Annotated in this window: 24 protein-coding genes; 3 read left to right on the top strand and 21 right to left on the bottom strand. The window is 36.5% G+C overall.

The genetic code is table 11. From position 1 onward, the window contains the following. Positions 1 to 53 precede the first annotated feature (53 nt). Positions 54 to 467 carry an iron-responsive transcriptional regulator RirA gene (gene rirA, locus BBBE_RS02610; protein ID WP_010701066.1) on the top strand — a complete coding sequence of 138 codons (414 nt, stop codon included), beginning with the start codon at positions 54 to 56 and terminating at the stop codon, positions 465 to 467. A gap of 67 nt (positions 468 to 534) precedes the next feature. After that, positions 535 to 1,728 carry a bifunctional 2-C-methyl-D-erythritol 4-phosphate cytidylyltransferase/2-C-methyl-D-erythritol 2,4-cyclodiphosphate synthase gene (locus BBBE_RS02605; protein ID WP_081632652.1) on the top strand — a complete coding sequence of 398 codons (1,194 nt, stop codon included), beginning with the start codon at positions 535 to 537 and terminating at the stop codon, positions 1,726 to 1,728. A gap of 450 nt (positions 1,729 to 2,178) precedes the next feature. Here the strand turns inward: BBBE_RS02605 and BBBE_RS02600 are convergent, their stop codons facing one another. The 13 genes from BBBE_RS02600 to tpiA form a co-directional block, all read right to left on the bottom strand. After that, a complete protein-coding gene (locus BBBE_RS02600) occupies positions 2,179 to 2,640 on the bottom strand; it encodes a type II toxin-antitoxin system RatA family toxin (RefSeq protein WP_010701064.1) in 462 nt (153 codons plus the stop codon). A gap of 12 nt (positions 2,641 to 2,652) precedes the next feature. Then, positions 2,653 to 3,606: a lipoyl synthase gene (lipA, locus tag BBBE_RS02595; RefSeq protein WP_010701063.1), complete on the bottom strand. Its 954-nt coding sequence runs from the start codon at positions 3,604 to 3,606 to the stop codon at positions 2,653 to 2,655. A gap of 76 nt (positions 3,607 to 3,682) precedes the next feature. Then, positions 3,683 to 5,143 (bottom strand): dihydrolipoyl dehydrogenase, encoded by a 1,461-nt coding sequence (lpdA, locus tag BBBE_RS02590; RefSeq protein WP_010701062.1) that lies wholly within the window; start codon positions 5,141 to 5,143, stop codon positions 3,683 to 3,685. 230 nt (positions 5,144 to 5,373) lie between these two features. Then, the gene (locus tag BBBE_RS02585; protein ID WP_010701061.1) at positions 5,374 to 6,702 is read right to left on the bottom strand and encodes a pyruvate dehydrogenase complex dihydrolipoamide acetyltransferase; all 1,329 of its coding nucleotides are present in this window, start codon (positions 6,700 to 6,702) and stop codon (positions 5,374 to 5,376) included. Between the two features lie 16 nt (positions 6,703 to 6,718). Continuing rightward, the gene (locus BBBE_RS02580) at positions 6,719 to 8,071 is read right to left on the bottom strand and encodes a pyruvate dehydrogenase complex E1 component subunit beta (RefSeq protein ID WP_010701060.1); all 1,353 of its coding nucleotides are present in this window, start codon (positions 8,069 to 8,071) and stop codon (positions 6,719 to 6,721) included. Positions 8,072 to 8,087: 16 nt separating this feature from the next. Next, positions 8,088 to 9,128 (bottom strand): pyruvate dehydrogenase (acetyl-transferring) E1 component subunit alpha, encoded by a 1,041-nt coding sequence (gene pdhA, locus BBBE_RS02575; RefSeq protein WP_010701059.1) that lies wholly within the window; start codon positions 9,126 to 9,128, stop codon positions 8,088 to 8,090. A 129-nt stretch (positions 9,129 to 9,257) separates the two neighbouring features. Beyond that, positions 9,258 to 9,587: an FtsB family cell division protein gene (locus BBBE_RS02570; protein WP_035464641.1), complete on the bottom strand. Its 330-nt coding sequence runs from the start codon at positions 9,585 to 9,587 to the stop codon at positions 9,258 to 9,260. 162 nt (positions 9,588 to 9,749) lie between these two features. After that, positions 9,750 to 10,148, bottom strand: a complete 399-nt coding sequence (locus BBBE_RS02565; RefSeq protein ID WP_010701057.1) for a TM2 domain-containing protein — start codon at positions 10,146 to 10,148, stop codon at positions 9,750 to 9,752. Positions 10,149 to 10,269: 121 nt separating this feature from the next. Continuing rightward, a complete protein-coding gene (gene eno / locus BBBE_RS02560; protein ID WP_010701056.1) occupies positions 10,270 to 11,538 on the bottom strand; it encodes a phosphopyruvate hydratase in 1,269 nt (422 codons plus the stop codon). Positions 11,539 to 11,615: 77 nt separating this feature from the next. After that, entirely contained in the window at positions 11,616 to 12,452 is an 837-nt protein-coding gene (gene kdsA, locus BBBE_RS02555) for a 3-deoxy-8-phosphooctulonate synthase (protein ID WP_010701055.1), read from the bottom strand. A 37-nt stretch (positions 12,453 to 12,489) separates the two neighbouring features. Then, positions 12,490 to 14,118, bottom strand: coding sequence for a CTP synthase (locus tag BBBE_RS02550; RefSeq protein WP_010701054.1), 1,629 nt, complete (start codon positions 14,116 to 14,118; stop codon positions 12,490 to 12,492). A 130-nt stretch (positions 14,119 to 14,248) separates the two neighbouring features. Then, positions 14,249 to 14,704: a preprotein translocase subunit SecG gene (gene secG / locus BBBE_RS02545; protein ID WP_010701053.1), complete on the bottom strand. Its 456-nt coding sequence runs from the start codon at positions 14,702 to 14,704 to the stop codon at positions 14,249 to 14,251. An 85-nt stretch (positions 14,705 to 14,789) separates the two neighbouring features. After that, positions 14,790 to 15,554 carry a triose-phosphate isomerase gene (gene tpiA / locus BBBE_RS02540; protein ID WP_010701052.1) on the bottom strand — a complete coding sequence of 255 codons (765 nt, stop codon included), beginning with the start codon at positions 15,552 to 15,554 and terminating at the stop codon, positions 14,790 to 14,792. Positions 15,555 to 15,707: 153 nt separating this feature from the next. Here tpiA and BBBE_RS02535 point away from each other — a divergent pair, with 153 nt between their 5' ends. Further along, a complete protein-coding gene (locus tag BBBE_RS02535; RefSeq protein ID WP_010701051.1) occupies positions 15,708 to 17,594 on the top strand; it encodes a peptidyl-prolyl cis-trans isomerase in 1,887 nt (628 codons plus the stop codon). 119 nt (positions 17,595 to 17,713) lie between these two features. On the opposite strand, the gene BBBE_RS02530 is transcribed toward BBBE_RS02535, so the two are convergent. The 8 genes from BBBE_RS02530 to BBBE_RS07655 all read right to left on the bottom strand — a co-directional run bounded on the left by BBBE_RS02530 (position 17,714) and on the right by BBBE_RS07655 (position 24,618). Then, positions 17,714 to 18,574 carry a phytoene/squalene synthase family protein gene (locus tag BBBE_RS02530; RefSeq protein WP_010701050.1) on the bottom strand — a complete coding sequence of 287 codons (861 nt, stop codon included), beginning with the start codon at positions 18,572 to 18,574 and terminating at the stop codon, positions 17,714 to 17,716. After that, complete coding sequence (locus BBBE_RS02525; protein WP_010701049.1) at positions 18,571 to 18,957, bottom strand: Mth938-like domain-containing protein; 387 nt, start codon at positions 18,955 to 18,957, stop codon at positions 18,571 to 18,573. Before BBBE_RS02525 ends, BBBE_RS02530 begins: the two co-directional genes overlap by 4 nt. Positions 18,958 to 19,362: 405 nt before the next feature. Beyond that, positions 19,363 to 19,821 carry a preprotein translocase subunit YajC gene (gene yajC, locus BBBE_RS02520; protein WP_010701048.1) on the bottom strand — a complete coding sequence of 153 codons (459 nt, stop codon included), beginning with the start codon at positions 19,819 to 19,821 and terminating at the stop codon, positions 19,363 to 19,365. Positions 19,822 to 20,555: 734 nt separating this feature from the next. Beyond that, positions 20,556 to 21,737 (bottom strand): M23 family metallopeptidase, encoded by a 1,182-nt coding sequence (locus tag BBBE_RS02515; protein WP_035464494.1) that lies wholly within the window; start codon positions 21,735 to 21,737, stop codon positions 20,556 to 20,558. A 165-nt stretch (positions 21,738 to 21,902) separates the two neighbouring features. Then, on the bottom strand, positions 21,903 to 22,562 hold the full coding sequence (locus BBBE_RS02510) for a protein-L-isoaspartate(D-aspartate) O-methyltransferase (RefSeq protein ID WP_010701046.1): 660 nt from the start codon (positions 22,560 to 22,562) through the stop codon (positions 21,903 to 21,905). A 136-nt stretch (positions 22,563 to 22,698) separates the two neighbouring features. Beyond that, positions 22,699 to 23,976, bottom strand: a complete 1,278-nt coding sequence (gene serS, locus BBBE_RS02505; protein WP_010701045.1) for a serine--tRNA ligase — start codon at positions 23,974 to 23,976, stop codon at positions 22,699 to 22,701. Between the two features lie 181 nt (positions 23,977 to 24,157). Next, positions 24,158 to 24,313 carry a twin-arginine translocase subunit TatC gene (locus tag BBBE_RS07660; RefSeq protein ID WP_420806245.1) on the bottom strand — a complete coding sequence of 52 codons (156 nt, stop codon included), beginning with the start codon at positions 24,311 to 24,313 and terminating at the stop codon, positions 24,158 to 24,160. Between the two features lie 107 nt (positions 24,314 to 24,420). Next, a complete protein-coding gene (locus tag BBBE_RS07655; RefSeq protein ID WP_420806241.1) occupies positions 24,421 to 24,618 on the bottom strand; it encodes a hypothetical protein in 198 nt (65 codons plus the stop codon). Positions 24,619 to 24,955: the final 337 nt, after the last annotated feature.

Here is a 24,955-nt window from a genome sequence, read left to right as displayed (position 1 = left end):
TGAAAGAGTTTTAAAATAAAGTATGTTTGATTAATACTTTTCAAGGAGATGTCATGCGATTAACAAAAAAAACAAATTATGCTCTCCGAATACTCATGTACTGCGCGTCTAATCAGGATAGTTTAAGTTCTATCCCTGAAATTGCTAAAACATATGCCATTTCCGAGCTTTTTTTATTTAAAATTCTTCAACCATTAGTGGGAGCAGGCTTTTTGCAAACAGTACGCGGACGCAATGGTGGTATCAAATTAGCTAAACCAGCAACAGAGATCTCAGTGGCTGATGTCGTGAAAATAATAGAAGATAATTTTTCCATGGCAGAATGTTTTGATAAAACAGAAGTTAATTGCCCACTGGTTAATTCTTGTAATTTAAATATCGTACTCAAAAATGCATTAAATGCTTTTTTTGATGTATTATCAACAACATCCATTTCTGATTTGCAACAACCATTATTACAACGCTAATAAAGAGTTGATCATAGAAAAACCACAAAATAATTAGTTTAAATCAAATTTCAAAAAGGAATTAAGTATTTCTATTGCAGCTATAATATTAGCCGCTGGACGTGGCAAAAGAGCGAGATCTTTACAAAATAGTCCCAAACAATACTGGCTTTTAGGACACAAGCCGGTTATTTATCATACCGTGCGTTGTTTTTTACAACATTCAGCTATCACAACCGTTATTTTGGTTATCCACCCAGATGACCACCAAATATGTAAAAATGCTATAGCTGATTTTAAGAAAGATCTCATCATTGTGGAAGGAGGTGCTACACGTCAATTATCTGCTTTGTGCGGACTTCATGCACTCAAAGATATCAAACCAGAATATGTCCATATTCATGATGGTGCACGCCCTTTTGTTGAAAATAAGCTTCTTGAGCAAATTCACGCTACTATCAACCATCAAGAAGGTGTGCTTCCTGCTCTTCCTATTTCCGATACACTTAAACGTGCAAATAATGCACATTATGTTTTAGAAACAATCCCGCGTAGCAATTTTTATAGTGCACAAACTCCACAATGTTTTCCATTTGAACTTATTTTAGCAGCTCATGAAAAAGCGATACAATCTTGCAAACAAAATTTCACCGATGATTCAGCAATCGCCGAATGGTTTGGTATTCCTATACGAATCATTCCTGGAAATCCTAATAATATAAAAATTACATGGCCGGAAGATCTTGAAACCGCACATTCATATCTCCAGAAAAGAGCACCCATGTTTCCTGATATTCGCACTGGAAATGGTTATGATGTCCATTCTTTTATAGATGGTGATTATATTACATTATGTGGCGTAAAAATTCCTTTTACAAAGAAATTAAATGGACATTCAGACTCTGATGTTGCTCTTCATGCACTAACAGATGCTCTTTTAGCTACTCAAGGCGCAGGAGATATCGGCATTTACTTTCCTCCCTCTGACCCTCAATGGAAAAATGCACCATCAGAAATTTTTCTACGCCATGCTGTTAATATTATTAAGCAAGCAGGAGGCCGTATTGCTAATGTTGATATCACGCTCATTGCCGAGAAACCTAAAATCAGTTCCTATCGTCATATGATGGTAACACACCTTATGAATATACTCACAATTTCAGCCGATCGTATTTCTATTAAAGCAACAACTAATGAAAAACTAGGATTCATTGGTCGTGAAGAAGGTATTGCTTCTCTTGCAACGGCTACTGTCATTTATCCAGGAGAAATTTCAAAATGATATGCATTTGTGAAATGCAGACTCATGTAATTTAAACAACTTATCATTCAAAAGATCTGTTACTCATAATTATAGCATCTTTATAGAGAAATCACTGTTATAAATCCTACCGATATCATAAAATCATTGGAGAGATCCAATTGATAAATTTATTGTTTATTCAAATGAAATTAAAACAAACCTATGAGCATATGCACTAAATTTATAAATACACTTTGTCATTTTGCAAAAATTTGTTCCTACTAATAGCTAAAAATAAAAAAATACTCAAAAGACGATAATTCCAAGTTCGTTATAAACATGAAAAATTTTAAAAATAGCACCTCAATAAATCTATGAAATTTGTGCATTTTCATAATATTGTTTGCATTCAAGTTTTAGTTTTTAGTCTTGTTATAATGCAACCCGCAAAATGTAATATTCATTACGCGTCTTAAGCTAACCCAATTATTATGCCTCTAAAACACCGTAAATCTGATGAGCACGCTTCTCAAAAGCATTAGTAAATTTATGAAAAGCGACATCAAACATCGATCCCGTCAGTAGTTCTAACATTTTACTTTTAAATTCATAATTAATAAAAAACTCTACATTACATGCATTCATATTTTGGATTTGATTAAATACCCAATGATTTTCAAGATATTTAAATGGACCATCAATATATTTAACCTCAATAAGATTTTTCTTAGGTTGAAGAAGCACTTGCGTCGTAAACATTTCTCGAATCATTTTATAACCAACTGTCATATCAGCAAGAAGAAGTGTTTTTTCCTCATACTCCTTTCGAGAACGTATTATTAAAGCTTCACACATTGGTAAGAATTCAGGATAAGATTCAATATCTGCAACAAGGTTAAACATTTCATGAGCAGTATGGGCAATTTGCCGATGTGTTGTAAAAGTTGGCATAACTCTCTCTAATCAGGCAAATTTTTCAGCACGTGCTTTTTGCAAAGCTTTAAAATCATCTCCAGCATGATGAGATGAACGTGTCAGAGGATTGGAAGCCATATGTAAAAAACCTTTCGCTTTACCAACCTTGGCAAAAGATTCAAATTCATCAGGAGTTACAAAACGAATGACAGGATGATGCTTTCGCGTAGGCTGCAAATACTGTCCAATTGTCATAAAATCTACATCAGCAGAACGTAAATCATCCATCAATTGAAAAATTTCATTCCGCTCTTCCCCAAGACCAACCATAATTCCCGATTTTGTAAAAATTGTTGGATCAAGTTCCTTAACGCGTTGTAACAATCGAACTGAATGAAAATAACGTGCTCCTGGACGCACCTTCAAATATTTAGATGGAACTGTTTCCAAATTATGATTAAAAACATCAGGTTTAGCAGCAACTACAATTTCTAACGCATTATCCTTATGGCGAAAATCAGGTGTAAGGACTTCAATTGTTGTTGTAGGAGTCTTTTGACGAATAGCGTGAATAACTTTCGCAAAATGCTGTGCACCACCATCAGCCAAATCATCACGATCAACAGATGTAATAACAACATGCTTTAACGCCATCTGCGCAACAGCATCTGCCACACGCTCTGGCTCATCATCATCAACTGCAAGTGGAATACCCGTTGCAACATTGCAAAAAGCACAGGCTCGCGTACATATTTCACCTAAAATCATAAAGCTAGCATGTCGCTGGCTCCAACATTCACCAATATTCGGGCAGCCCGCTTCTTCACACACTGTCACCAATTTATTGGAACGTACAATATTATGAGTTTCTTTATAGATCTGTGATGTTGGTGCTTTTACACGAATCCAATTTGGTTTTTTCTGAATAATCGTATCTGGACGATGTGCCTTTTCAGGATGACGGACACGTCTGTTCGTAACTCTATCAACCACCGTAACCATCTAAGACCTCTGCTTTTTCAATAGCAAATGCTGATAAAAAACCAAAAAATGCAAAATTTTTCACATAATCTCACCATCAAGCATTTAAAACCTGACCGTAAGCATCTAATACACTTTCTTTCATCATCTCCGACAACGTCGGATGTGGAAAAATAGTGCTCATTAATTCTTCTTCAGTTGTTTCAAGATTCATGGCAATAACAAAACCTTGAATAAGTTCTGTTACCTCTGTCCCTACCATATGGGCACCAAGAAGCTGCCCTGTTTTTTTATCAAAAATAGTCTTAACCAGTCCTTGATCTTCACCTAAAGCAATTGCCTTACCATTAGCCGAAAAAGAATAGCGACCAATACGTATATCGTAGCCCGCCTCTTTTGCCGCCTTTTCTGAAAGCCCTACAGAAGCAACTTGTGGTGTACAATAGGTACATCCAGGAATTTTCTTTTTATCAAGCGCATGCGTACTTTTTAAACCTGCAATATGCTCAACGCAGATTACGCCTTCTTCTTCCGCTTTATGAGCTAACATAGGAGGGCCAGCCACATCACCGATAGCATAAATCCCTTCCACACCTGTCCAGCTCCATTCATCAGTTACAATACATCCACGATCAGTTTTGACACCTAATGCTTCTAATCCAAGATTCTCGATATTACCTTGAACTCCAACAGCTGAAATCAATCGATCAGCCGTCAATGTTTCTGTTTTACCTTTAACATCGATATGCACCGTAATAGAATCAACAGCTTTTTTAACCTTTGTCACTTTTGTTTCAGTTAAAATACGTATGCCTTTTGTCTCTAATTGTTTACGCACAAATGTTGAAATTTCAATATCCTCGACCGGCATAATTTGAGGCATCATTTCAACAACAGTCACCTGAGAACCCATATCATGATAAAAAGAAGCAAATTCAATACCGATTGCTCCAGACCCCATCACCAATAGTGACTTTGGTAATGTATGCGGTACCATCGCTTCAAAATAAGTCCAAATGAGCTTCCCATCTGGCTCAATACCGGGAATAGAACGTGGACGAGCACCAGTTGCAATAATTATATGTTTTGCCTGATAAGTCCCCTCACCTAATGTTCCCTTAGGCACGGGATTTTGCGGCTGCATAATCGTTTTTGATGATGGAGAAACTACAATCTCTGCAAGCTGACCACCCTTAGCTGCTTTAGTTAACTTTGCTTCACCCCAAACAATATCAATCTTGTTTTTCTTCATCAGAAAACCAATACCAGCATTTAAACGTGCTGAAACCCCACGTGAACGTGCTACAACATCTTTAATATTTACTTCAATTGAACCATTAAGTTTTAGCCCATAATCCTTCGCATGTTCAGCAAAATGTTTCATTTCCGCTGAACGTAAAAGGGCCTTTGTTGGAATACAACCCCAATTTAAGCAAATACCACCTAAATGTTCACGTTCGACAATCGCTGTCTTGAAACCACATTGTGCCGCGCGAATTGCAGTTACATATCCACCCGGTCCTGAACCAATCACAATTATATCGTAAAGATTTGCCACAGTAATCCCTCCATGGACATATACAAACGGATCCAGACTATCTGAGCTTAAAACAGAAAACCAAAAGGATAAATCTTTTTCGTATATCTTGTTCTAAGAACCAACATGAACACCTTCATTAAATCAAAAGAAGCCGTAAAACTACCATTAAAACTATTTAGATCTGCTTTTTTTCATATTCCCCATTCTTGTGGTTACATACACAATTTATGTGGAGTACTTAAAAATCACTACATTAACATTGCTAATGGGTTTTCAACTAGTTTTTTAAAGGCATGAGCAAGTTCTGCTGCTAACGCACCATCAACAGCACGGTGATCAGTGGAAAGTGTAACTGACATCATAGTAGCAATCGCTAATGCACCATCTTTAACAACTGCACGTTGTTCACCCGCACCAATCGCAAAAATTGTTGCATGTGGTGAATTAATAATGGCAGAAAACTCTTTCACACCATACATACCCATATTTGATACCGCTGTTGTTCCGCCTTGATATTCTTCTGGTTTCAATTTACGCTCACGAGCACGCATTGCAAAATCCTTCATCTCATTGGAAATAGTAGACAAAGATTTCTCTTCTGCATGGCGAATAATTGGCGTAATTAACCCATTTGGAATAGAAACAGCAACACCAACATCACAGTGTTGGTGATAAAGCATTCCACCTTCAAGCCATGATACATTAGCATCAGGTACAGCTTTTAAAGAAAGTGCTATAGCTTTAATAACTATATCGTTTATGGATAATTTATAAGCGGGTTTAGCACCTTCTGGCGTTTCAACCATTGGAGCAGCAGCATTAAGTTGCGCACGTAACGCTAACAACGCATCAAGCTCACAGTCTATTGTTACGTAAAAATGCGGTACCATTTGCTTTGATTCAGTCAAACGTTTAGCGATTGTTTTACGCATACTATTATGAGGTGTAAACGTATATTCACCTTCTTTAAATAGTTTCATTATTTGTTCATCCGCAACACCAGTTTCTATTGGCTGCCCCACTTGTAATAAACAAGAAGCTTTAAGATCACCATCACTTAGGACTTTCTCAACATCACGCTTAATAATCCTCCCATGAGGGCCTGTGCCAGAAATAAGTGATAAATTGACACCTTCTTGAGCCGCTAACCTCCGCGCCAAAGGTGACGCAAAAAGACGCATATTATTTTCATTCTTCTGCATTGATAGCTGAGTTTGTGATGAATCAGAAACCTGCACACCCTTTGATTCTACCTGTTTTTCATCAACTGGTACTCTCTGTGAAACAAAAGAAGACTTATCTTCCGCAATTTTAGCTACTTCATTTAAGTCTTCGCCTTCTTCTGCTAAAACTACGATTAAAGTATTAACTTTAACTCCCTGCGTTCCAGCAGGAACAACAATTTTTGCGACTGTTCCTTCATCAACGGCTTCTACTTCCATCGTCGCTTTATCTGTCTCAATCTCAGCAATAACATCACCCGTAGAGACCTTATCGCCTTCCTTGATATTCCATTTTAACAAATTTCCTTCTTCCATTGTAGGAGAAAGCGCAGGCATTGTAATCTTAATAGGCATAGTGCGTTTTCCTTCGTTATGCTCGATAAGTCACAGCCTTAACAGCTTCGACAATTTCAGTAATATCCGGTAAAGCCAATTTTTCAAGATTAGCAGCATAAGGCATGGGAACATCCTTTCCAGCAATTGTAGAAACTGGCGCATCAAGATAATCAAAAGCCTGCTGCATAACACGTGTTGCTATTTCAGTACCAACAGACGATTGAGGGTACCCCTCTTCAACCGTTACTAAACAACCAGTTTTTTTAACTGAAGCAATAATTGTTGGAAGATCCATTGGGCGAATAGTACGCAAATTAATTAATTCAACATCAATGCCAAGTTTCTCAACTTCCGGTAATGCCTGAATTGCATAGTGCATTCCAATTCCATAAGCAACAATTGTCACATCCTGGCCAGATTTATGAATATGTGCCTTACCAATAGGTAAAACAAAATCATCCATTTTAGGAACTTCAAATTGATGACCATAAAGAATCTCGTTTTCAAGAAAAATAACAGGATTATCATCACGAATAGCTGCCTTTAGCAAACCTTTTGCATCGGCTGCACTATAAGGCATAACAACTTTGAGACCCGGAATATGACTATACCATGCAGCATAACACTGTGAATGCTGAGCCCCTACACGTGCTGCAGCACCATTGGGACCACGAAAAACCATAGGAGTAGCCATCTGTCCACCAGACATATAACGAGTTTTCGCTGCTGAATTAATAATTTGATCAATTGCCTGCATAGCAAAATTAAATGTCATAAACTCAACAATAGGACGCAAACCTCCAAATGCGGCACCAACACCCAACCCCGCAAAACCATGCTCTGTAATTGGCGTATCAATAACTCGGCGCGTACCAAACTCTTCTAACAAACCTTGGCTAACCTTATAAGCACCTTGATAGTGCGCTACTTCCTCACCCATTAAAAAGACCATCTCATCGCGTCGCATTTCTTCAGCCATAGCTTGATTCAGTGCTTCGCGCACCGTCATTGTAACCATTTCAATGCCCGCGGGAATATCAGGATCACTCGCACCATTAAAAACAGGACTAACCGGCGTTGATAAAGAAAGAGAAACTTTTTCTGTCTTTTTAGTTGTGCTTTGTGAAATGTCTTCAGCATTTTCACCCTCCTCCAACAATACAGCAATAGCAGTATTAACCTTCACACCTTCAGCACCTTCAGGAACCAAAATTTTACCAATAGTACCCTCATCAACAGCTTCTACTTCCATTGTTGCTTTATCAGTTTCAATTTCAGCAATCACATCACCGGAACTGACTGTATCACCCTCTTTCTTGAGCCATTTAGACAATTTACCTTCTTCCATCGTCGGTGAAAGTGCTGGCATCAAAATATCAATAGACATATTCACGTTCCCCACTTTAAACTAGAATATCAGTATAGAGCTCAGAAGCATCTGGCTCTTGATCATTTTGTGCAAAATCTGCTGCATCAGCAACAATCGCACGAACCTCTTTATCAATAGACTTCAAATCGTCTTCACTAACCCAACCTTGTTTTATAACTTGTTGCTTTACTTGATCAATCGGATCGTGCTCTTCTTTTATTTTCTGCACTTCCTCTTTTGATCTATATTTTGCTGGATCAGACATGGAATGGCCACGATAGCGATAAGTCTGCATATCAAGAATGATAGGCCCTTTCCCTGAACGTGCCCAAGCAATTGCCTCATCAGAAATCCCTTTTACTGCATGAACATCCATACCATCAACGACAATACCTGGAATTTCAAAAGAAAGACCACGACGAGAAAAATCCGTTTCCGCAGATGCACGAGAAACTGACGTTCCCATAGCGTATTGATTATTTTCAATAATATAGACAACAGGAAGCTTCCAAAGCGAAGCCATGTTAAAGCTTTCATAAACCTGCCCCTGATTTGCAGCGCCATCACCAAAATAAACCAGTGTCACATTATCTTTACCAAGATACTGATTCGAAAAAGCCAAACCTGTACCAATTGGAACCTGCGCACCAACAATGCCATGCCCACCATAAAAATTCTTTTCTTTGGAAAACATATGCATTGAGCCACCTTTTCCTTTGGAAAAGCCACCTTGACGCCCTGTCAATTCTGCCATAACACCACGCGGACTCATACCAGCTGCCAACATATGTCCATGATCACGATAAGATGTGATAATCTGATCACCTTCTTTTGCCGCTTTTAATGTGCCAACAACAACGGCTTCTTGCCCGATATAAAGGTGACAAAACCCACCAATTAAGCCCATACCATAAAGCTGACCTGCTTTTTCTTCAAAACGACGAATCAAAAGCATTTCACGATAAGCAGCAATTGCCTCATCTTTTGTAAAATTAGCTTTCTTGGCTGTTTTGGTAATATTTGATAATGTGGCTTGTATTACTGGCGCAGATTTTCTTTTAGCCCGTTCTGCCATATTAAACTCCCTTCGATGATTATCTAGAAATAACCTTTACGAACAAAAGTTACAAGTATTATAAGATCAGTTCACATCTCATCATAAGTGACTGTTTTAAATTATTTTTTTAAATTAATCGATTTCTAGTTAACTTTTTATCTCGTCAGGAGAAATTAAAATTGTCAATTCATTTGATTTGGAAAAGTTTAAATTCCTCCTCACATACTCATCCAACATATCTTTTTCAATATGCCCATCACGTAAAAGAGAAATACGCTTTTCAATAGACACTCGCTCAGCTTCTATTTTATGAAGCTCCTCATTCAATTCAGTAATATGCTGAACAATTTTGCTGCGCGCAGAAAGCCCATAATCACCATGGTAAATATGATAACCAAAATAACTTAAAACTCCAACCGTCATAAATGGTAGAATAAAGCGTGCTGTAATTGATCTACGTTTTTGTTTTGTCCACATAACAGTCATGATCTTTTTTAAATACTCTATCCAAATTTATGCATGACTTTGATTAACAGCTTATTATCAAAACAACAGCACGCACCTTGTTTTTACAGTTTATATTAATTTTATCATCAAAAATAAAAATATCACATTTTATATTGAAACACAAAGCACTCGTTAACTTTTGATTTTATTTCCATCTTTATCAGTAAAACCTCCTGTTAAAATGACGATAAAATCAATAAATGCCCAAATTCCAGAAATAGGTAACCCCAAAATAGATAAAGATAGAATAAGCATAAAAATACCAGTCCCAGTTTTACCAACTATAAAACGATGAACACCCAAAGTACCTATAAAGAGACAAACGAGTGCGAGAACTAATTTTGAATATTGTTGTTTCACCAATGGAAAAACAGAAGTGGCAGCACCATCTTTGCCTACAAAGTCAAGATAATCACCAACTTTTGGTGAGCTTTTTCCTAACCAATCACAAAGTGCAAATTGATAACGTTCACCATCATCTCCTGAAATAAGGTATGTCCCCTGTTCTTGACTAATAATTCTTCCTCTCATCACCACCACCTATAAAATTATTATTTACTTGTTATTAATAGAATAGCAAAGCCATTAATAAAATAGCAAACTTAAAAAATGCTGTTAATATAAAGAGTATAATAATTTTGTCTAACAGCCATTAACGATATAAATCACCCGCATAATGGGCCTGTGTTCCAAGCATTTCTTCAATACGAATAAGTTGATTATATTTTGCTAATCTATCTGAACGTGCAAGCGAACCAGTTTTAATCTGCCCACAATTTGTTGCAACTGCAAGATCGGCGATAAAAGAATCTTCCGTTTCGCCTGAACGATGAGATATAATAGCACGATAACCTGCTTTATAGGCTGTTTCTATAGCATCAAGCATTTCACTTAACGTGCCAATTTGATTGGCTTTAATAAGAATAGAATTGGCAACACCCATTTTAATACCATCGCGCAAACGCACTGAATTTGTTACAAATAAATCATCACCAACAAGCTGACATTTTTTACCGATCGAATCAGTAAGAAGCTTCCAGCCTTCCCAATCATCCTCAGCCATTCCATCTTCAATTGTTATTATGGGATAAGCATCAACAAGCTGAGCTAAATACTCCACCTGTTGGTGTGTATTACGGCACTTACCTTCACCTTCATAAAAATACGAACCATTCTTATACAACTCTGTTGAAGCACAATCTAAACCAATGGCAATTTGCTCACCTGGTTTATACCCAGATGCAATAATGGATTCTATAATAAAATCAATTGCTTGTTCAGCGCTTTTAAGATGAGGTGCAAAACCGCCTTCATCACCAACATTGGTATTATAGCCTGCATCCTGTAAACGTTTTTTTAGTATATGAAAAATTTCAGCACCATAGCGAACTGCTTCTTTGAATGTTGATGCTCCCACTGGAATAATCATAAACTCTTGAAAATCAATTGGATTATCAGCGTGAACACCACCATTAATAATATTCATCATCGGTGTAGGAAGAAGATGCGCTCGCGTCCCACCAATATAACGATACAAAGGTAAACCTAATGATTTTGCCGCCGCTTTTGCAACTGCCAATGAAACACCCAAAATAGCATTGGCACCAAGACGTGCTTTGTTAGGAGTTCCATCTAAAGTAATCATTGCTTGATCAATTGTCATTTGATTTTTTGCATCTTGCCCACTAAGTTCTTGAAGAATTTCGCCATTAATTGCAGCAACAGCATTTTGAACACCCTTACCTTGATAGCGCATACCACCATCACGAAGTTCCACTGCCTCATGCGTACCAGTTGACGCTCCTGAAGGAACCATGGCACGACCAAAAACTCCATTTTCTAAATAAACATCAACCTCCACAGTTGGATTACCACGGCTATCAAGCACTTCACGCCCAATGATATCTACAATTACAGTCATACAAATTCTCTTATATAATGAATATCTGATTCACATTATTCATAACGTCATTCATAGAAATTATCTATACTTGATATTCAATGTCTTTTTTTTGCTAAGCAATCAAAATCTATCAAAATTTCAAGCAATCTTTGTAAGTTATCAATTTTAATCATATTAGGCCCATCAGATGGCGCATTATCTGGATCTTGATGTGTTTCTAAAAAAATACCTGCAACACCAACAGCAACAGCCGCGCGTGCTAATGCTTCAACAAACTGCCTTTGCCCACCAGATGAATCACCCTTACCACCTGGTTCTTGAACAGAATGCGTTGCATCAAAAATCACAGGCGCTCCAAATGAGCGCATAATTGGCAACGAGCGCATATCAGAAATAAGACGATTATAACCAAATGAAGTGCCACGTTCACAAAGCATAACATTAGGATTACCGCTTTGAGTTACTTTTTTTAAGACATTTTCCATATCCCAAGGAGCTAAAAATTGACCTTTCTTAATATTGATCACACGCCCCGTTTTAGCTGCTGCAATTAAAAGATCTGTTTGACGACATAAAAAAGCTGGTATCTGCAAAACATCTACTGTGGAAGCGACTACCTTACATTGTTCTTCTGTATGTACATCAGTCAATATCGGAAAGCCAAATTCTTTCTTAAGATCAGAAAAAATAATCATTGCTTTTTCAAAACCAATACCACGCTTTGCATTGAGAGACGTCCTATTGGCTTTATCGTAACTAGATTTATAAACAAATCCAATACCAATTTGATCTGTAATTGTTTTAAGCCGACCTGCTATTTCAAAAGCATGATCTCGACTTTCCATCTGGCAAGGACCTGCAATTAAAGACAGAGGCGCATCATTGGAAAAAACAACATTTCCAACTTTAACACAAATATTTGGTGTAGACATTTTATTCCTCAAAAAGTGAGCACACAAATTTATAAAACTAAACCAATCTGCTCTGTTCCACAGTGGCCTCAATAAAAGAAGAAAAAAGTGGATGCGGATCAAATGGACGTGACTTTAACTCTGGATGATATTGAACCCCAATAAACCATGGATGATCTACATATTCTATTGTTTCTGGTAAAATACCGTCTGGACATATACCAGAAAAAATAAATCCAAATTGTTCTAGTCTTTCTTTATAATGAATATTAACTTCATAACGATGGCGATGTCGCTCGTAAATATTTGTTGTTCCGTAAATTTTAGAGATACGGCTACCTTCTTTTAATTGAGCCGCAAAAGCACCAAGACGCATCGTTCCACCAAGATTTCCAGATGCTGTACGTTTCTCAAGCAAATCCCCCTTAAGCCATTCCGTCATTAAACCTACAACTGCATCCTTTGTCTCACAAAATTCACTCGATGAAGCATTTTTAATATTTGCAAGATTGCGAGCCGCCTCGATACAAGCTAATTGCATTCCAAAGCAAATGCCCAAAAATGGTATTTTACGTTCTCGCGCAAATTGAATTGCTCGGATTTTACCTTCTGCGCCACGTCCACCAAAAGCACCAGGAACCAAAATCCCATGGACTTTTTGTAAATAAGGTGCAGAATCTTCTTTTTCAAAAAGCTCTGCTTCAATCCATTCAATATTAACCTTCACTCTATTAGCTAACCCACCGTGCGCAATTGCCTCAATAAGAGATTTATAAGCATCTTTCAAACCTATATATTTTCCAACAATTGCAACCGTTACTTCCCCTTCAGGATGATGAATGCGATATGTAATATCCTCCCAACAATTCATATTTGGTTGAGGTGCCGAATCAATTCCAAAAGCAAAAAGAACTTCTGAATCTAAACCCTCTTTATGATATGCTATGGGAACATCATAAACAGTCAAAACATCCAACGCCTGGATCACTGCACTTGGACGAACATTACAAAAAAGTGATAATTTACGCCGTTCTGATTCTGGAATAGGTCGATCTGCGCGCACTAATAAAATATCAGGAGCAATACCTATCGATTGCAACTCTTTAACAGAATGTTGTGTTGGTTTAGTTTTTAATTCACCTGCAGAAGCAATATAAGGCATTAATGTAAGGTGCATATAAACAGCGCTTTGCCTTGGCAACTCATTACGCAGTTGACGAATTGCTTCTAAAAAAGGCATCGCCTCAATATCACCAACCGTTCCACCTATTTCACATAAGACAAAGTCAAACTCTTCGTTTCCTGTAGTAATGAATGCCTTAATTTCATCTGTAACATGAGGAATAACTTGAACTGTCTCCCCTAAATAATCACCGCGGCGCTCTCTCTCAATGATATTGCGATAAATACGCCCTGCCGTGATACTGTCTTGGTTATTAGCGCAACGCCCAGTAAAACGTTCATAATGACCAAGATCAAGATCTGTTTCTGCACCATCATCGGTAACAAACACTTCACCATGCTGATAAGGCGACATCGTGCCTGGATCAACATTCAAATAAGGATCAAGTTTACGGATCCGTACACGATATCCACGTGCCTGTAGTATCGCAGCTAAAGCTGCCGCAGCAATGCCTTTCCCAAGAGAAGAAACCACACCACCAGTAATAAAAACATAACGTGCCATGGGCTTACGGTAATAAGCAGTTTATTATAATTTTTCTAGTCAAAAAAGTACTAAAAAGTAATTTTTATCTTCTCAAACTAAAAAAGGTGCAAAAACAATATTTTTTAAAATCCATACTTGATTTTTAAAATTATTTGACGCCATCACTACTTGAATTCCCAATTGGTGATGGAATTGGATTTTCACCTGTAGGAGTAGCAGGCTTACTTTGTTGTTGAGAAGATGTCGAAGCACCACCTAATTGTTCGAGAATAGAAGGCTTGGAACCTTGAGTAGATGATGGCTTACCTTCTTCTAACGTATTTTTGTTTGCCGGATTTTGTTCTGAATTAATCGGAATACGATTAAGAATATCAGAATCAGAGTTGGATATATTGCCAACTACAACAAGTATAATGGATACCGTAAAAAAACAAATTGCCAAGATAGTCGTTAAACGTGTCAACATGTTTTTGGTCCCACGAACACTCATAAGTCCTGAACCACCACTAGTACCGAGTCCGCCACCTTCCGAAGGCTGAATCAACACAACGCCAATTAAAGTAATAACAATCAAAAAATGAATTACAATGAGTACTGTTTGCATAAACTCTGCTCTGCTCTTTATAAACTCTTATAGTTATTTATATACAAATTGCCTATAATCCAAGAGACAATTATGAATTCTCTTCTTATAATTGACGATAAACATCGCAAATAGTTAAAAAATCAACCGCTTTTAAACTTGCTCCACCAATTAGGGCACCATTAACATGAGCAGTACTCAAAAGTTCAAGTGCATTTGATGGCTTAACTGACCCGCCATAAAGCAAACGCATGTTACATCCATCATCACTAAAACGATAGCTGACCTTATCACGAATAAAACTATGCACTTGTGCAACATCCCCTGTAGTAGGGGTTTTACCCGTACCTATAGCCCATATAGGTTCATAAGCGATAATTGTATTCTGTGCTGTCGCGTTATCTGGTATAGAACCCTCAAGCTGGCGTGCGATTACATCCAATATTTTGTCATTTTCGCGCTCTTCCAATGTCTCACCAATACAAACAAGAGCAACAAGATTTTCTCGCCATGCAGCTTGTACTTTAGCGCAAACAATTGCATTACTTTCATGATAAGCTGTACGACGTTCCGAATGTCCAATAATAACGTGACTAGCCCCTGCCTCTTTAAGCATAACAGCTGAAATATCCCCAGTATAAGGACCACTATCCCTGAAATGACAATCCTGCCCTCCTAAAAGCAACTTTTCACCGCTCAATGTATTAGAAGCACGAGATAGAAGCGTTGCTGGAACGCAAATAAGCGCTTCAAATAAACAACCTAAATCAGAGCGAATACCAGTAGCGATGGCATGTAACTCTTTAAGAGATTCACCTATTCCATTCATTTTCCAATTTCCAGCAATTAAAGGCCGAATATTTGGAGTCATGTTTCTACCTCAAAAGCTTTTTTACAAAAAATTACCGCTTTAAGTACCAAATTATAAAACGAAAGCAAGTCTTTAAGCTTGCATCTTGTGCATCTTTATTGCAAATTCGGCCATTACTTTGATAATCATTGTGCACATAAATGGAATTAAACGATGCTTAATACCCTAAGAAGCGCTAAAAATTCTTGGTTTGCTAGGCTTTTTTTTGCTATTTTACTTCTATGTTTCATTTTTTTATGGGGTATACCACAGTTATACACACAAGGCGAGAGAGATTTACTCACCTCTGGCAAATCGACAGTAACTGTTGATAGTTATCGCCTTGCACTTGCTGATCAGAGTGTACGTTTAGCACTCAATTCACGTCTTGGACGAATGCTTACCCCAGAGGAAATACAACAATACAGAATTCCTTCTTTTGTTCTTAATCAGTTACAACACGATATACTTTTTAATGAACAAGCACGTAAAATGAAAATCAACCTTTCAAAGGATATGATAGCAAAAGCCATTAGTGCTGACAGTATTTTTCAGGAAAACGGAGCCTTTAGTAGAGATTTATTTCTCAATTTTCTTCAGCAATTACGTATCAACCAAAGTGATTTTTTTGAGTATTATACTCAAAAAGAAAAACGCAATCAGCTTACTCTAGCTTTACTCTCTGGTATGAAGATGCCAGAGCTTTTCTATAAAACCTTTGCTATTTATCAGGAAGAAACGCGTATCGCTGATTATCTTATTATCGATCTAAAAGAAAAAGAAATCACTGCCGATCCCGATCAAGAAACATTGCAGAAATGGTTTGATACGCACAAAAATGCATTTCGCGCCCCGGAATATCGCACTGTCTCTTTATTGTCTATAACGCCAGAAAAGTTTGTGCAATTAGAAGATATCTCTCAAGATGAAGCTAAAGCCTATTACACTCAGAATATCTCACGTTTTACAAATCCTGAGAAACGTATAATTGAAGAATTACGCTTTCCTACACGTGAAGCGGCTGATAAGGCTGCAAACAAAATAGCCGATGGTTTAAGTTTTGATGACCTAGTTAAAGCTGAAAAAAAGACTCTCAACGACATTAAAAAAGGGCCTTTATTAAAAAGTGAACGTCCTAATCATCTGGAATCTGAGATTTTTGAACTCAAGAAAGGGCAGGTTAGTACTGTTATCGATGATCTGCAAGGTCCTGTAATCATTCGTGTTATAGATATTATACCTTCGAGTCCTATTCCTTTTGAAACGGTAGAAAAGAATATTCGCCAAACACTTGCACAAAACTGCGCTGCTACTGATATGCATAATAAGTATACAGAAATTGAAAATGCTCGTTTTGAAGGAGCCTCTCTTAAAGAAATCGCCGATCAATATAAATTGCCTCTCCGTAAAATTACTATTGATAAAAAAGGAAAAACAATTGAAGGGATAATACTGACAGATTTACCTGAAAAAGACATTTTGTTAGATGCTATCTATCAATCAAATGCAGAAGCTGAGCTAGACGTGCTCTCTCTTCAAGGAGGAGGATATCTCTGGTATCAAGTGGATATGATTACCCCTGTCCGCGACAGAACACTTGAAGAAGTAAAACAAGATGCTATCGCTCAATGGAAAAACGAAGAAATCCAACGTCTTCTTGACGAAAAAGCTGAAAACGCTCTCAAACAGCTAAATAAAGGAAAAAGTCTTGATTTTCTTGCTGCTGAATTTGGCGTTAGAAAACAAACGACTCAAGCTTTACGGCGCCAAGATTCATCAGAAGTTTTTAGACCTGAAGACATTAAAGCATTATTTTCTAATCCTAAAGGTCATTATGGTATCGCAAAAGGTACAGTCACAACAAACCGTATTATTTATAAAATAACTACCTCTATGGTACCTGACAATATCACTGCTCAAGCTATTTCACCTGATGTTCGTACTAATCTGGATATGATGATAAGAGAAGATTTAAAGCTAGAAATACTCCAAGTTGCAAATAAAGAACACCCGGTGAAAATTAACAATTCTAATTATAACCATATCTTCAATACTTTTTAGTGAAAAGTTTATGAACAATTTTATGTATCAATGATAAATTATAATAAGCGTTTTACTTAACAATGGAAAAACTGAAATAAACTCTTTCCCAGATGATATTTTTTACCAAATGATATGATTTATAATAATTTTGGAAAATGACCACTCATTGCTGCTTTTGTTATTAACCAATAGCGATGAAGCTGTGATAAAGTTGCATTCTCTTGAAAAGCTGCAGCTCCTAATTGCATCGTTTTTCGAAGAGATGCTGGTGTAATTGCCAATGGAAGAAATGCTGGTTTTAGTGTTTTAGGTAAAGTAATAAAATGTTCGTAAAACTTAAGATAATGGTCTTTCGATAATGCTACCATAGCTTTAATGATATGATGTTTTTGTTCATTATTGATACGATTGGCCTCCAATTCTTCCCTTTCCGCCCCTAGAGCCTGTAACATATCAGAAGGGAAATAACATTGATATCGTAATTGCATAAACGATAAAAGACGCAATATACCACTCAATGCCTGAGAAATTCCTCCATGTTCATATGTTTTTGTGAAATTTTGTGCTGCATCAAAATCTAATATCTGACATGCAAGCTGTAAAATTGTACCTGCTGTCTTATTACAATAAGCTTCAAGATCATGAATGGTTGTCATTGGCTCATTATAAAGATCAAAAACTCGTGCATTACAATAATGTAAAAAAGCTGTCTTAGGTAAATTAAACAAAGCAATTGTTGTCAACAAATCGTTCAAAATCGGATTATATTTATTATTTTTTATTTCACCATTAGCAATAGAATCATACCACCAACGTAACCGTATCTCACCAATAAGCGGATCGTGTACACTTTCACGAATACGAGCAATTTCTGCATTAAAAGCGTAAAGAGCAGCTAATGCTCTGCGCTTTTTTTTAGGTGCAAATAAAACTGATATATAGCGATCACGATCTGTAGCACGTAAAATATCAAGACAATAAGAAAGAAAATTTGTCATTCTACTGCAAACAACAATGCAGCAACTGCACGATTTTCGGCTAAAAGAACATTAAATGTACGCACTGCTGCCCCTGTACTCATTGTATCTGTTGAAATATGCTTTTCTCGTAAAAGTGCTCGTAATGTTTCAGGTAACCTCAATAATTCAACTCCAGTACCCACCAACAAAACCTCAATTTGATCTGCTTCTTCTAAAATACGAAAAATATTATCCTGAGTAGGTATAGGCTCTACCATATCAATACCGTAAACGCCCGATGGTACACACATAATAGAACCACGATGTGACATATCAGCAAAACGAAAACCACCATTTCCATAAGCATCAATAGGTGCACGTCCTGGAAAATGTGCTTCACGGATTTGAATTGCATGAAACATAATAAGCGCCTTTTTTTAAAAAAACAACAAAAGACTACTGATAAATTAAGTCGCTATAATAACTCTTATAACAACACTGATACATAATCTTATCTCAAAATGAACAAATAAAGCAGATAAATACGCAAAAATATTATAAATGATATTTAAATAACTATATTAAAAAAGGGAAGCTTTATTTCAGCCTATTTTCTTAAAAATAAATAATTTCAGTTACATAACAATTATATTAATAGCTAAAATTGCTATAATCCTTCATAATTTAAACAAAACACCCCCTCATAGAATAATACACAAAGATACAATCTTCATTTATTAAGCTTACAATATTCCTTAAAATAAAAATGGCTTTTCTATGAAAAGCCATTTTACCTTTATAAGGGTGAAAAATCTTACAAACTGCAATTATAGTTTCGGTTTATCTCCTTTTGGTGCAGCTTTTTCTTTTTTCGTTATTACCGTACTTGCTTGCTTTACAATTTTGGTTTCAGTTTTTTTTGATGCCTTTACTTTAGCAGTAGATTTCGGCTTCTCTTCTGAAAGTGGCTCACCTTTAACACGAACATCAGCCAATGTTGAACGAACAACACGAATGCGTACACTGTCATTAATTTCAACCTCTAACTCACCCTGTTCATCATAAACCTTTGTAACCTTGCCGATAATACCACCACCTGTTACAACTGTATCACCACGGCGCACAGCATTAAGCATTTCCTGTCTTTTTTTCATTTGCGCACGCTGTGGGCGAATAATTAAAAAATACATAATCGCAAAAATCAGAATGAAAGGAACAAAAGTAATAAGTGACGACCCACCGGAAATGCCGCCTGCAGCTTGAGCATAAGCGCTAGTAATAAACATTTTGATCTCCTATAGATTAAACTTCATATATTTCTCCTCTACTAAAATAAGCTTTTGACTTAGAGAAAGAAAAAATCCTTAGATACTATATATTCTAACCACTACATCATACAGTTTTAGCTTTTCCAAAGGGAATAAAGCCTTAAAAGCTAAAATACAACAAGTAAATACTTCTAAAAAACGATTTCATTCTGTCCATTACATACAAAAATATAAAATCTTTAATAAATCAAAAAAATAATTAATATAAAATAATTTTTTGTTTCCAAAATTAGGTTAATTGATCACTAACCCCAATCGTATAATATCTTTCACTTAAGTAACTAGCTGAGCTGATTATTTTTAACTTCCTGTAAATTACATTTTGGGTTCGTAAATAACATCAATTAATGTTGATATAAACTTTATTTGTAATCTTCAATACAAAAAACATCTCACTGAAAACACATTATAATTTGTTAAAGAGCAGCCTATTTATTATGGGGCTGTAGAGTATATGCAACATAGACCAGTTATTAGTGATTCAATAAATTATAAGTGTAATCAAATACACTGAACATCGAAAAAACTCATAATCACATTTTAGAATGAGCAATAATATGTAAAAATCATTCTAGTATAAAAATAGCAAAATTATAACAGATAAGAACTTGAACAACAGTCTAAAATTTTGTTTTAATACACAACAAAAAGCAATTCAGAGGAGCTTAGTTTATATAAAAAATGACTCTTCGTTAATTTTCTAAATATTTGATAGGGTCGACAGGTACAGTGTCCTTACGGACTTCAAAATAAATGCGCGGCGTTGTAGCATCTCCTGAAATACCAGACTTAGCAATCTCATCACCACGTCGTACCTTTTGCCCTCTACTAACAACAAGTTTATTATTATGTCCATAAATAGTAATAATATTGTTTTCATGCCGAATCATGACAACATTTCCAAGCTCTTTTAATCCATCGCTTGCATAGATAACGACACCATTTTCCGCTGCCTTTACTGATGAACCTTCAGGTACAGTAATTTCTATTCCTCGACTGACTACCGTTCCCTTCTTTTGACCAAAATGGCTTAACAAACGTCCTCGTACCGGCCAACGCATTTTAGAAATCCCTGTTGCTTGCGGAGCAACAACATTATCTGAATCAGCCATTGTATCTGATAAAGCAGTTACAGGCTTTTGCGTAGAAGAATCCTGCTTAATATTTGATGGATCAGTTTTTGTAGCAGATGTTTTTACAGGAGTTCCATAAGATGATGGATCCTTTTTGCTTTCAACAGAAGAAACAGTTGCAGATCGAGTTGGGGATGGAGTTGTTGATGTTATTTGAGCACTATTAGGAGCACTCGAAGATACAACTGTACGTTCATCTGGGATAATGAGAACCTGACCAACATGGATCGAATGATTATTCATACCATTTGCTAATTTTAAGGCTTCAACACTAACTCCTACCTGCCGTGCAATACTTAACAGAGTATCTCCACTCTGTACAATGTAAGACCCTCGCCTAGAAGTAAAAGAATTATTCACTTGTGAACGAGAAAGTGTTCCAAGATTTTTCGGTGGAGAACCCATAATTCGCCCATCAGGTGAAAACTCTCTATGCCCATCAGAATAAGATGTGGCTTCCTGCTCTAGAGAATTATATGAACTATCGTTAATCCCTGAATTATAAGGTGACTCCACAGGCGGTAGTTCACTGCTTTGTATTACTCCACCTTGTGATAACATCTTTGGATCATTAGACATCGTTGTGAGCGTAGTCAACTGAGCAGGAGTTTGCTCTTTATAAAAACCATCATGAAAACGCTGCGTACCGGCACTACAACCCGTTATTATCGTTGCTACCACCCAAAGAGCTATCCCCTGAAAATTATATCGCATAATGTTACTCAAAAATTTCAAATATATGGTTTATTTATTTGGCCAACACCCAACTCATTCTATTAAATCTTGCTAATATTACCTAAGAGTTAAAGATTAGATACTTTACTTATAAAAATTTCACAAAAATATCAAAATGAATTCATTATAAATAGAGCACGTAGGCTGTTTCACAACCTTTTAATTTAAAAATCAAAGTATTTCTGCAACGCTTTTAATAAAAGGCTGATAACGCACTTGAAACATTTCTGAACGCTCAAACTGACTACCAATTTTTGTATAACGCATAACAGTTTGTACTCCCTCATCTGGCCCAATAGCTTGAATGAGAATTCCATTTCCGGTCAAAATTTCTAGAAACTCTTCCGGTTCATTAGAACGTGATGGCCAAATAAGAATACGATCAAATGATCCAAAACCCGTAACACCTTTGTTTGCGTCAATCTGCTGCACAACAATATTGCCAAGCCCTAAAGTGTGAAATCTTTGTCGTGCTAACTCAACAAGTGTTTTATAACGATCAACCGTTACCACTCGATCACTAAGGCATGCCATAAGAGCAGTACAAAAACCAGAACCTGTACCAATTTCCAAAACACGGTGTTTTTTTTTCAACGATAACGCAGCGAGAATCAAAAGTTGTTCTTCTAAGCGCTCAATATATTCACCACACTCAATTGGAATAATTTTATTGTCATATGCACTCTTAAGCCAAGGAACAGCAACAAAATGATGACGTGGAACTTTCTCAAACGCAGCAAAAAAGCGCAAATCATCAACCCCTTTACTGCGCATTTTCAGTACAAGGCTTGCCAATTCCTCACGAAATTGTAAATTTCTCTTCTGCTCCATAATATTATTCGATTTTTAACGCAACAACTACTCTATTCACATGCGCATTATTTTTTAAAAACATTAAATTTTTTCGAATAAACACTATTACCACTTAGCAGTAACAAAATGTGTATAGGTGCTCATTTCTCAAAAATTAAATAGTGATACGACTTATTCCCTTCATATAAGGCTGTAAAACATCTGGGACAATAACTGACCCATCAGCCTGCTGATAATTTTCAAGAATAGCGATAAGACAACGACCAACAGCTGTTCCAGAACCATTTAGAGTATGCACAAAGTGTAACGCTTTTTCACCTTTTTTACGATATCGAGCATTCATACGTCGCCCTTGAAAATCTCCACAAACTGAACAACTTGAAATTTCACGATAGCACCCCTGGCCTGGAAGCCAAACTTCAATATCATAAGTCTTACGGGCAGCAAATCCCATATCACCAGTAGAAAGAAGTACAGTACGAAAGGGCAACCCAAGTCGCTTCAACACACTTTCAGCACACTCTGTCATACGCTCTAATTCAATTAAGGATTGTTCCTCAGTGGTAATTGATACTATCTCTACCTTCCAAAACTGGTGCTGACGTAACATCCCACGTGTATCACGCCCAGCCGCCCCTGCTTCTGAACGAAAACAAGGTGTTAGAGAAGAAAATCGCAGAGGTAAATCAGATACATCAAGAACTTCACTATTTACTAAATTAACTAATGGTACTTCTGCTGTGGAAATAAGCCATCTGCCATCTGTAGTTCGAAAAAGATCCTTAGAAAATTTTGGTAATTGTGCTGCTCCATAAACAATCTCATCACGTACAAGAAGAGGTGATGAAACCTCTGTATAACCATGTTCATCCACATGCATATCAAGCATAAATTGACCCAATGCACGTTCAAGCCGCGCCAATGCACCTGAAAGTATTGTAAAGCGTGCACCAGACAAACGACTTGCCCGCTCAAAATCCATTTGTTGAAGATTCTGACCAAGATCAAAATGTTCCTTCGGTATAAAATCAAATGTTGTAGGTTTACCAAAGTACCGAACGACAATGTTAGCGCTTTCATCTTTGCCTTCTGGAACATCATTTAATGGAATATTTGGTATAGCTGAAAGAGTCTTTTCAAAGTTTTCAGTCAATTGCTTTTCTTTTATTGAAGCAGTAGAAAGAAAATCTTTAATTTCTTCAACCTCAGCTTTAATGCGTTCAGCATTTTTCTGATCACCCGCAGCTAAAGCTTGCCCTATTTCTTTTGAAGCTACGTTACGACGTTCTTGTGCACATTGTATTTTTGCAACATGCGACCGACGTTCAAGATCAAGCTCTGTCAACTTTTGGGCTTGTGGTTCAATACCCCTACTTTCTAGTGCTGCATCTAATTTTTCAGGATTTTCACGGATCCATTTAATATCGAGCATTAGAACTCCTTATTTACATCATTTCTATTTGATTGTTTATCATACAAAATCTAAACTTTTATTAAGAAGATTTCTTTTTCTTTTCCATTCAGCAGCAATTAAAATTGATATTTCATAAAGAATTATCGTCGGCAAAACTACGCAAACATAGAAAAAATTGATGATGTTACCACAGCCGCAATTATAAAAAAATCAGGATGGCCCATTTTTGTTTGGATGATAACATATGAGATGTCAACAATCCAACCTTCGTTAACAGGCTAGCAATAAAAGATAATTGAAAAATAAAACCAAAAATCAAGATAAATGATGTCATAAAGCTCAGATAATCAGAGATACGAACTATAAATTCTATTCTTAAATGAAGGTCCGCTAGAAATTGCTGAGAAAGACTAAACTAAAGTATTAGAAGTGCTAATAAATCATAAAAAAACGCATTGCCAATCAAAAATAAAACCGGTGCGCTAATAAGAAATGGTAAAAAACTATATAGAGAAATGATAAAATAACTGCTCCAAAAGCAGAAAGTTGCACTTTTGTTAAAAAAGTTTTCCACACTTGCGTTGATTGAAGGCGAATATTTTTAAGATCACCACTCGATATCTTTATCACCCCCTGATAAGACCACATCAAAAAATTCAAAATATAATCCTTGATGAGACAATACATCACAAAAGCGATAAAAACGCAATTAGAGATGCAATTAATTCACTGACGTAATTCAATTAAATGCTCTAAAATCGATGCCGTATTGGTATTAATTGTATCTTTTTTAAATTCACAACGCATTTTTTCTATTTTTTTATCCTTAGAAGTCATACTGATAACCTCATGACTTTATGAAGGTCAACAGATACTGTTATAACTTTATCCGAATCCGATGCATTTTTATAGCATGCAAAAACGTCTTTATCTTTTTCCAATTGATGAAATATTGTATTCACATCCAGACTATCGTGAACATCCTTCATTACATCAT

Source organism: Bartonella bovis 91-4 (assembly GCF_000384965.1).
GTDB classification, from domain to species: Bacteria; Pseudomonadota; Alphaproteobacteria; order Rhizobiales; family Rhizobiaceae; genus Bartonella; species Bartonella bovis.
This window is presented reverse-complemented; position numbering and strand designations above follow the sequence as displayed.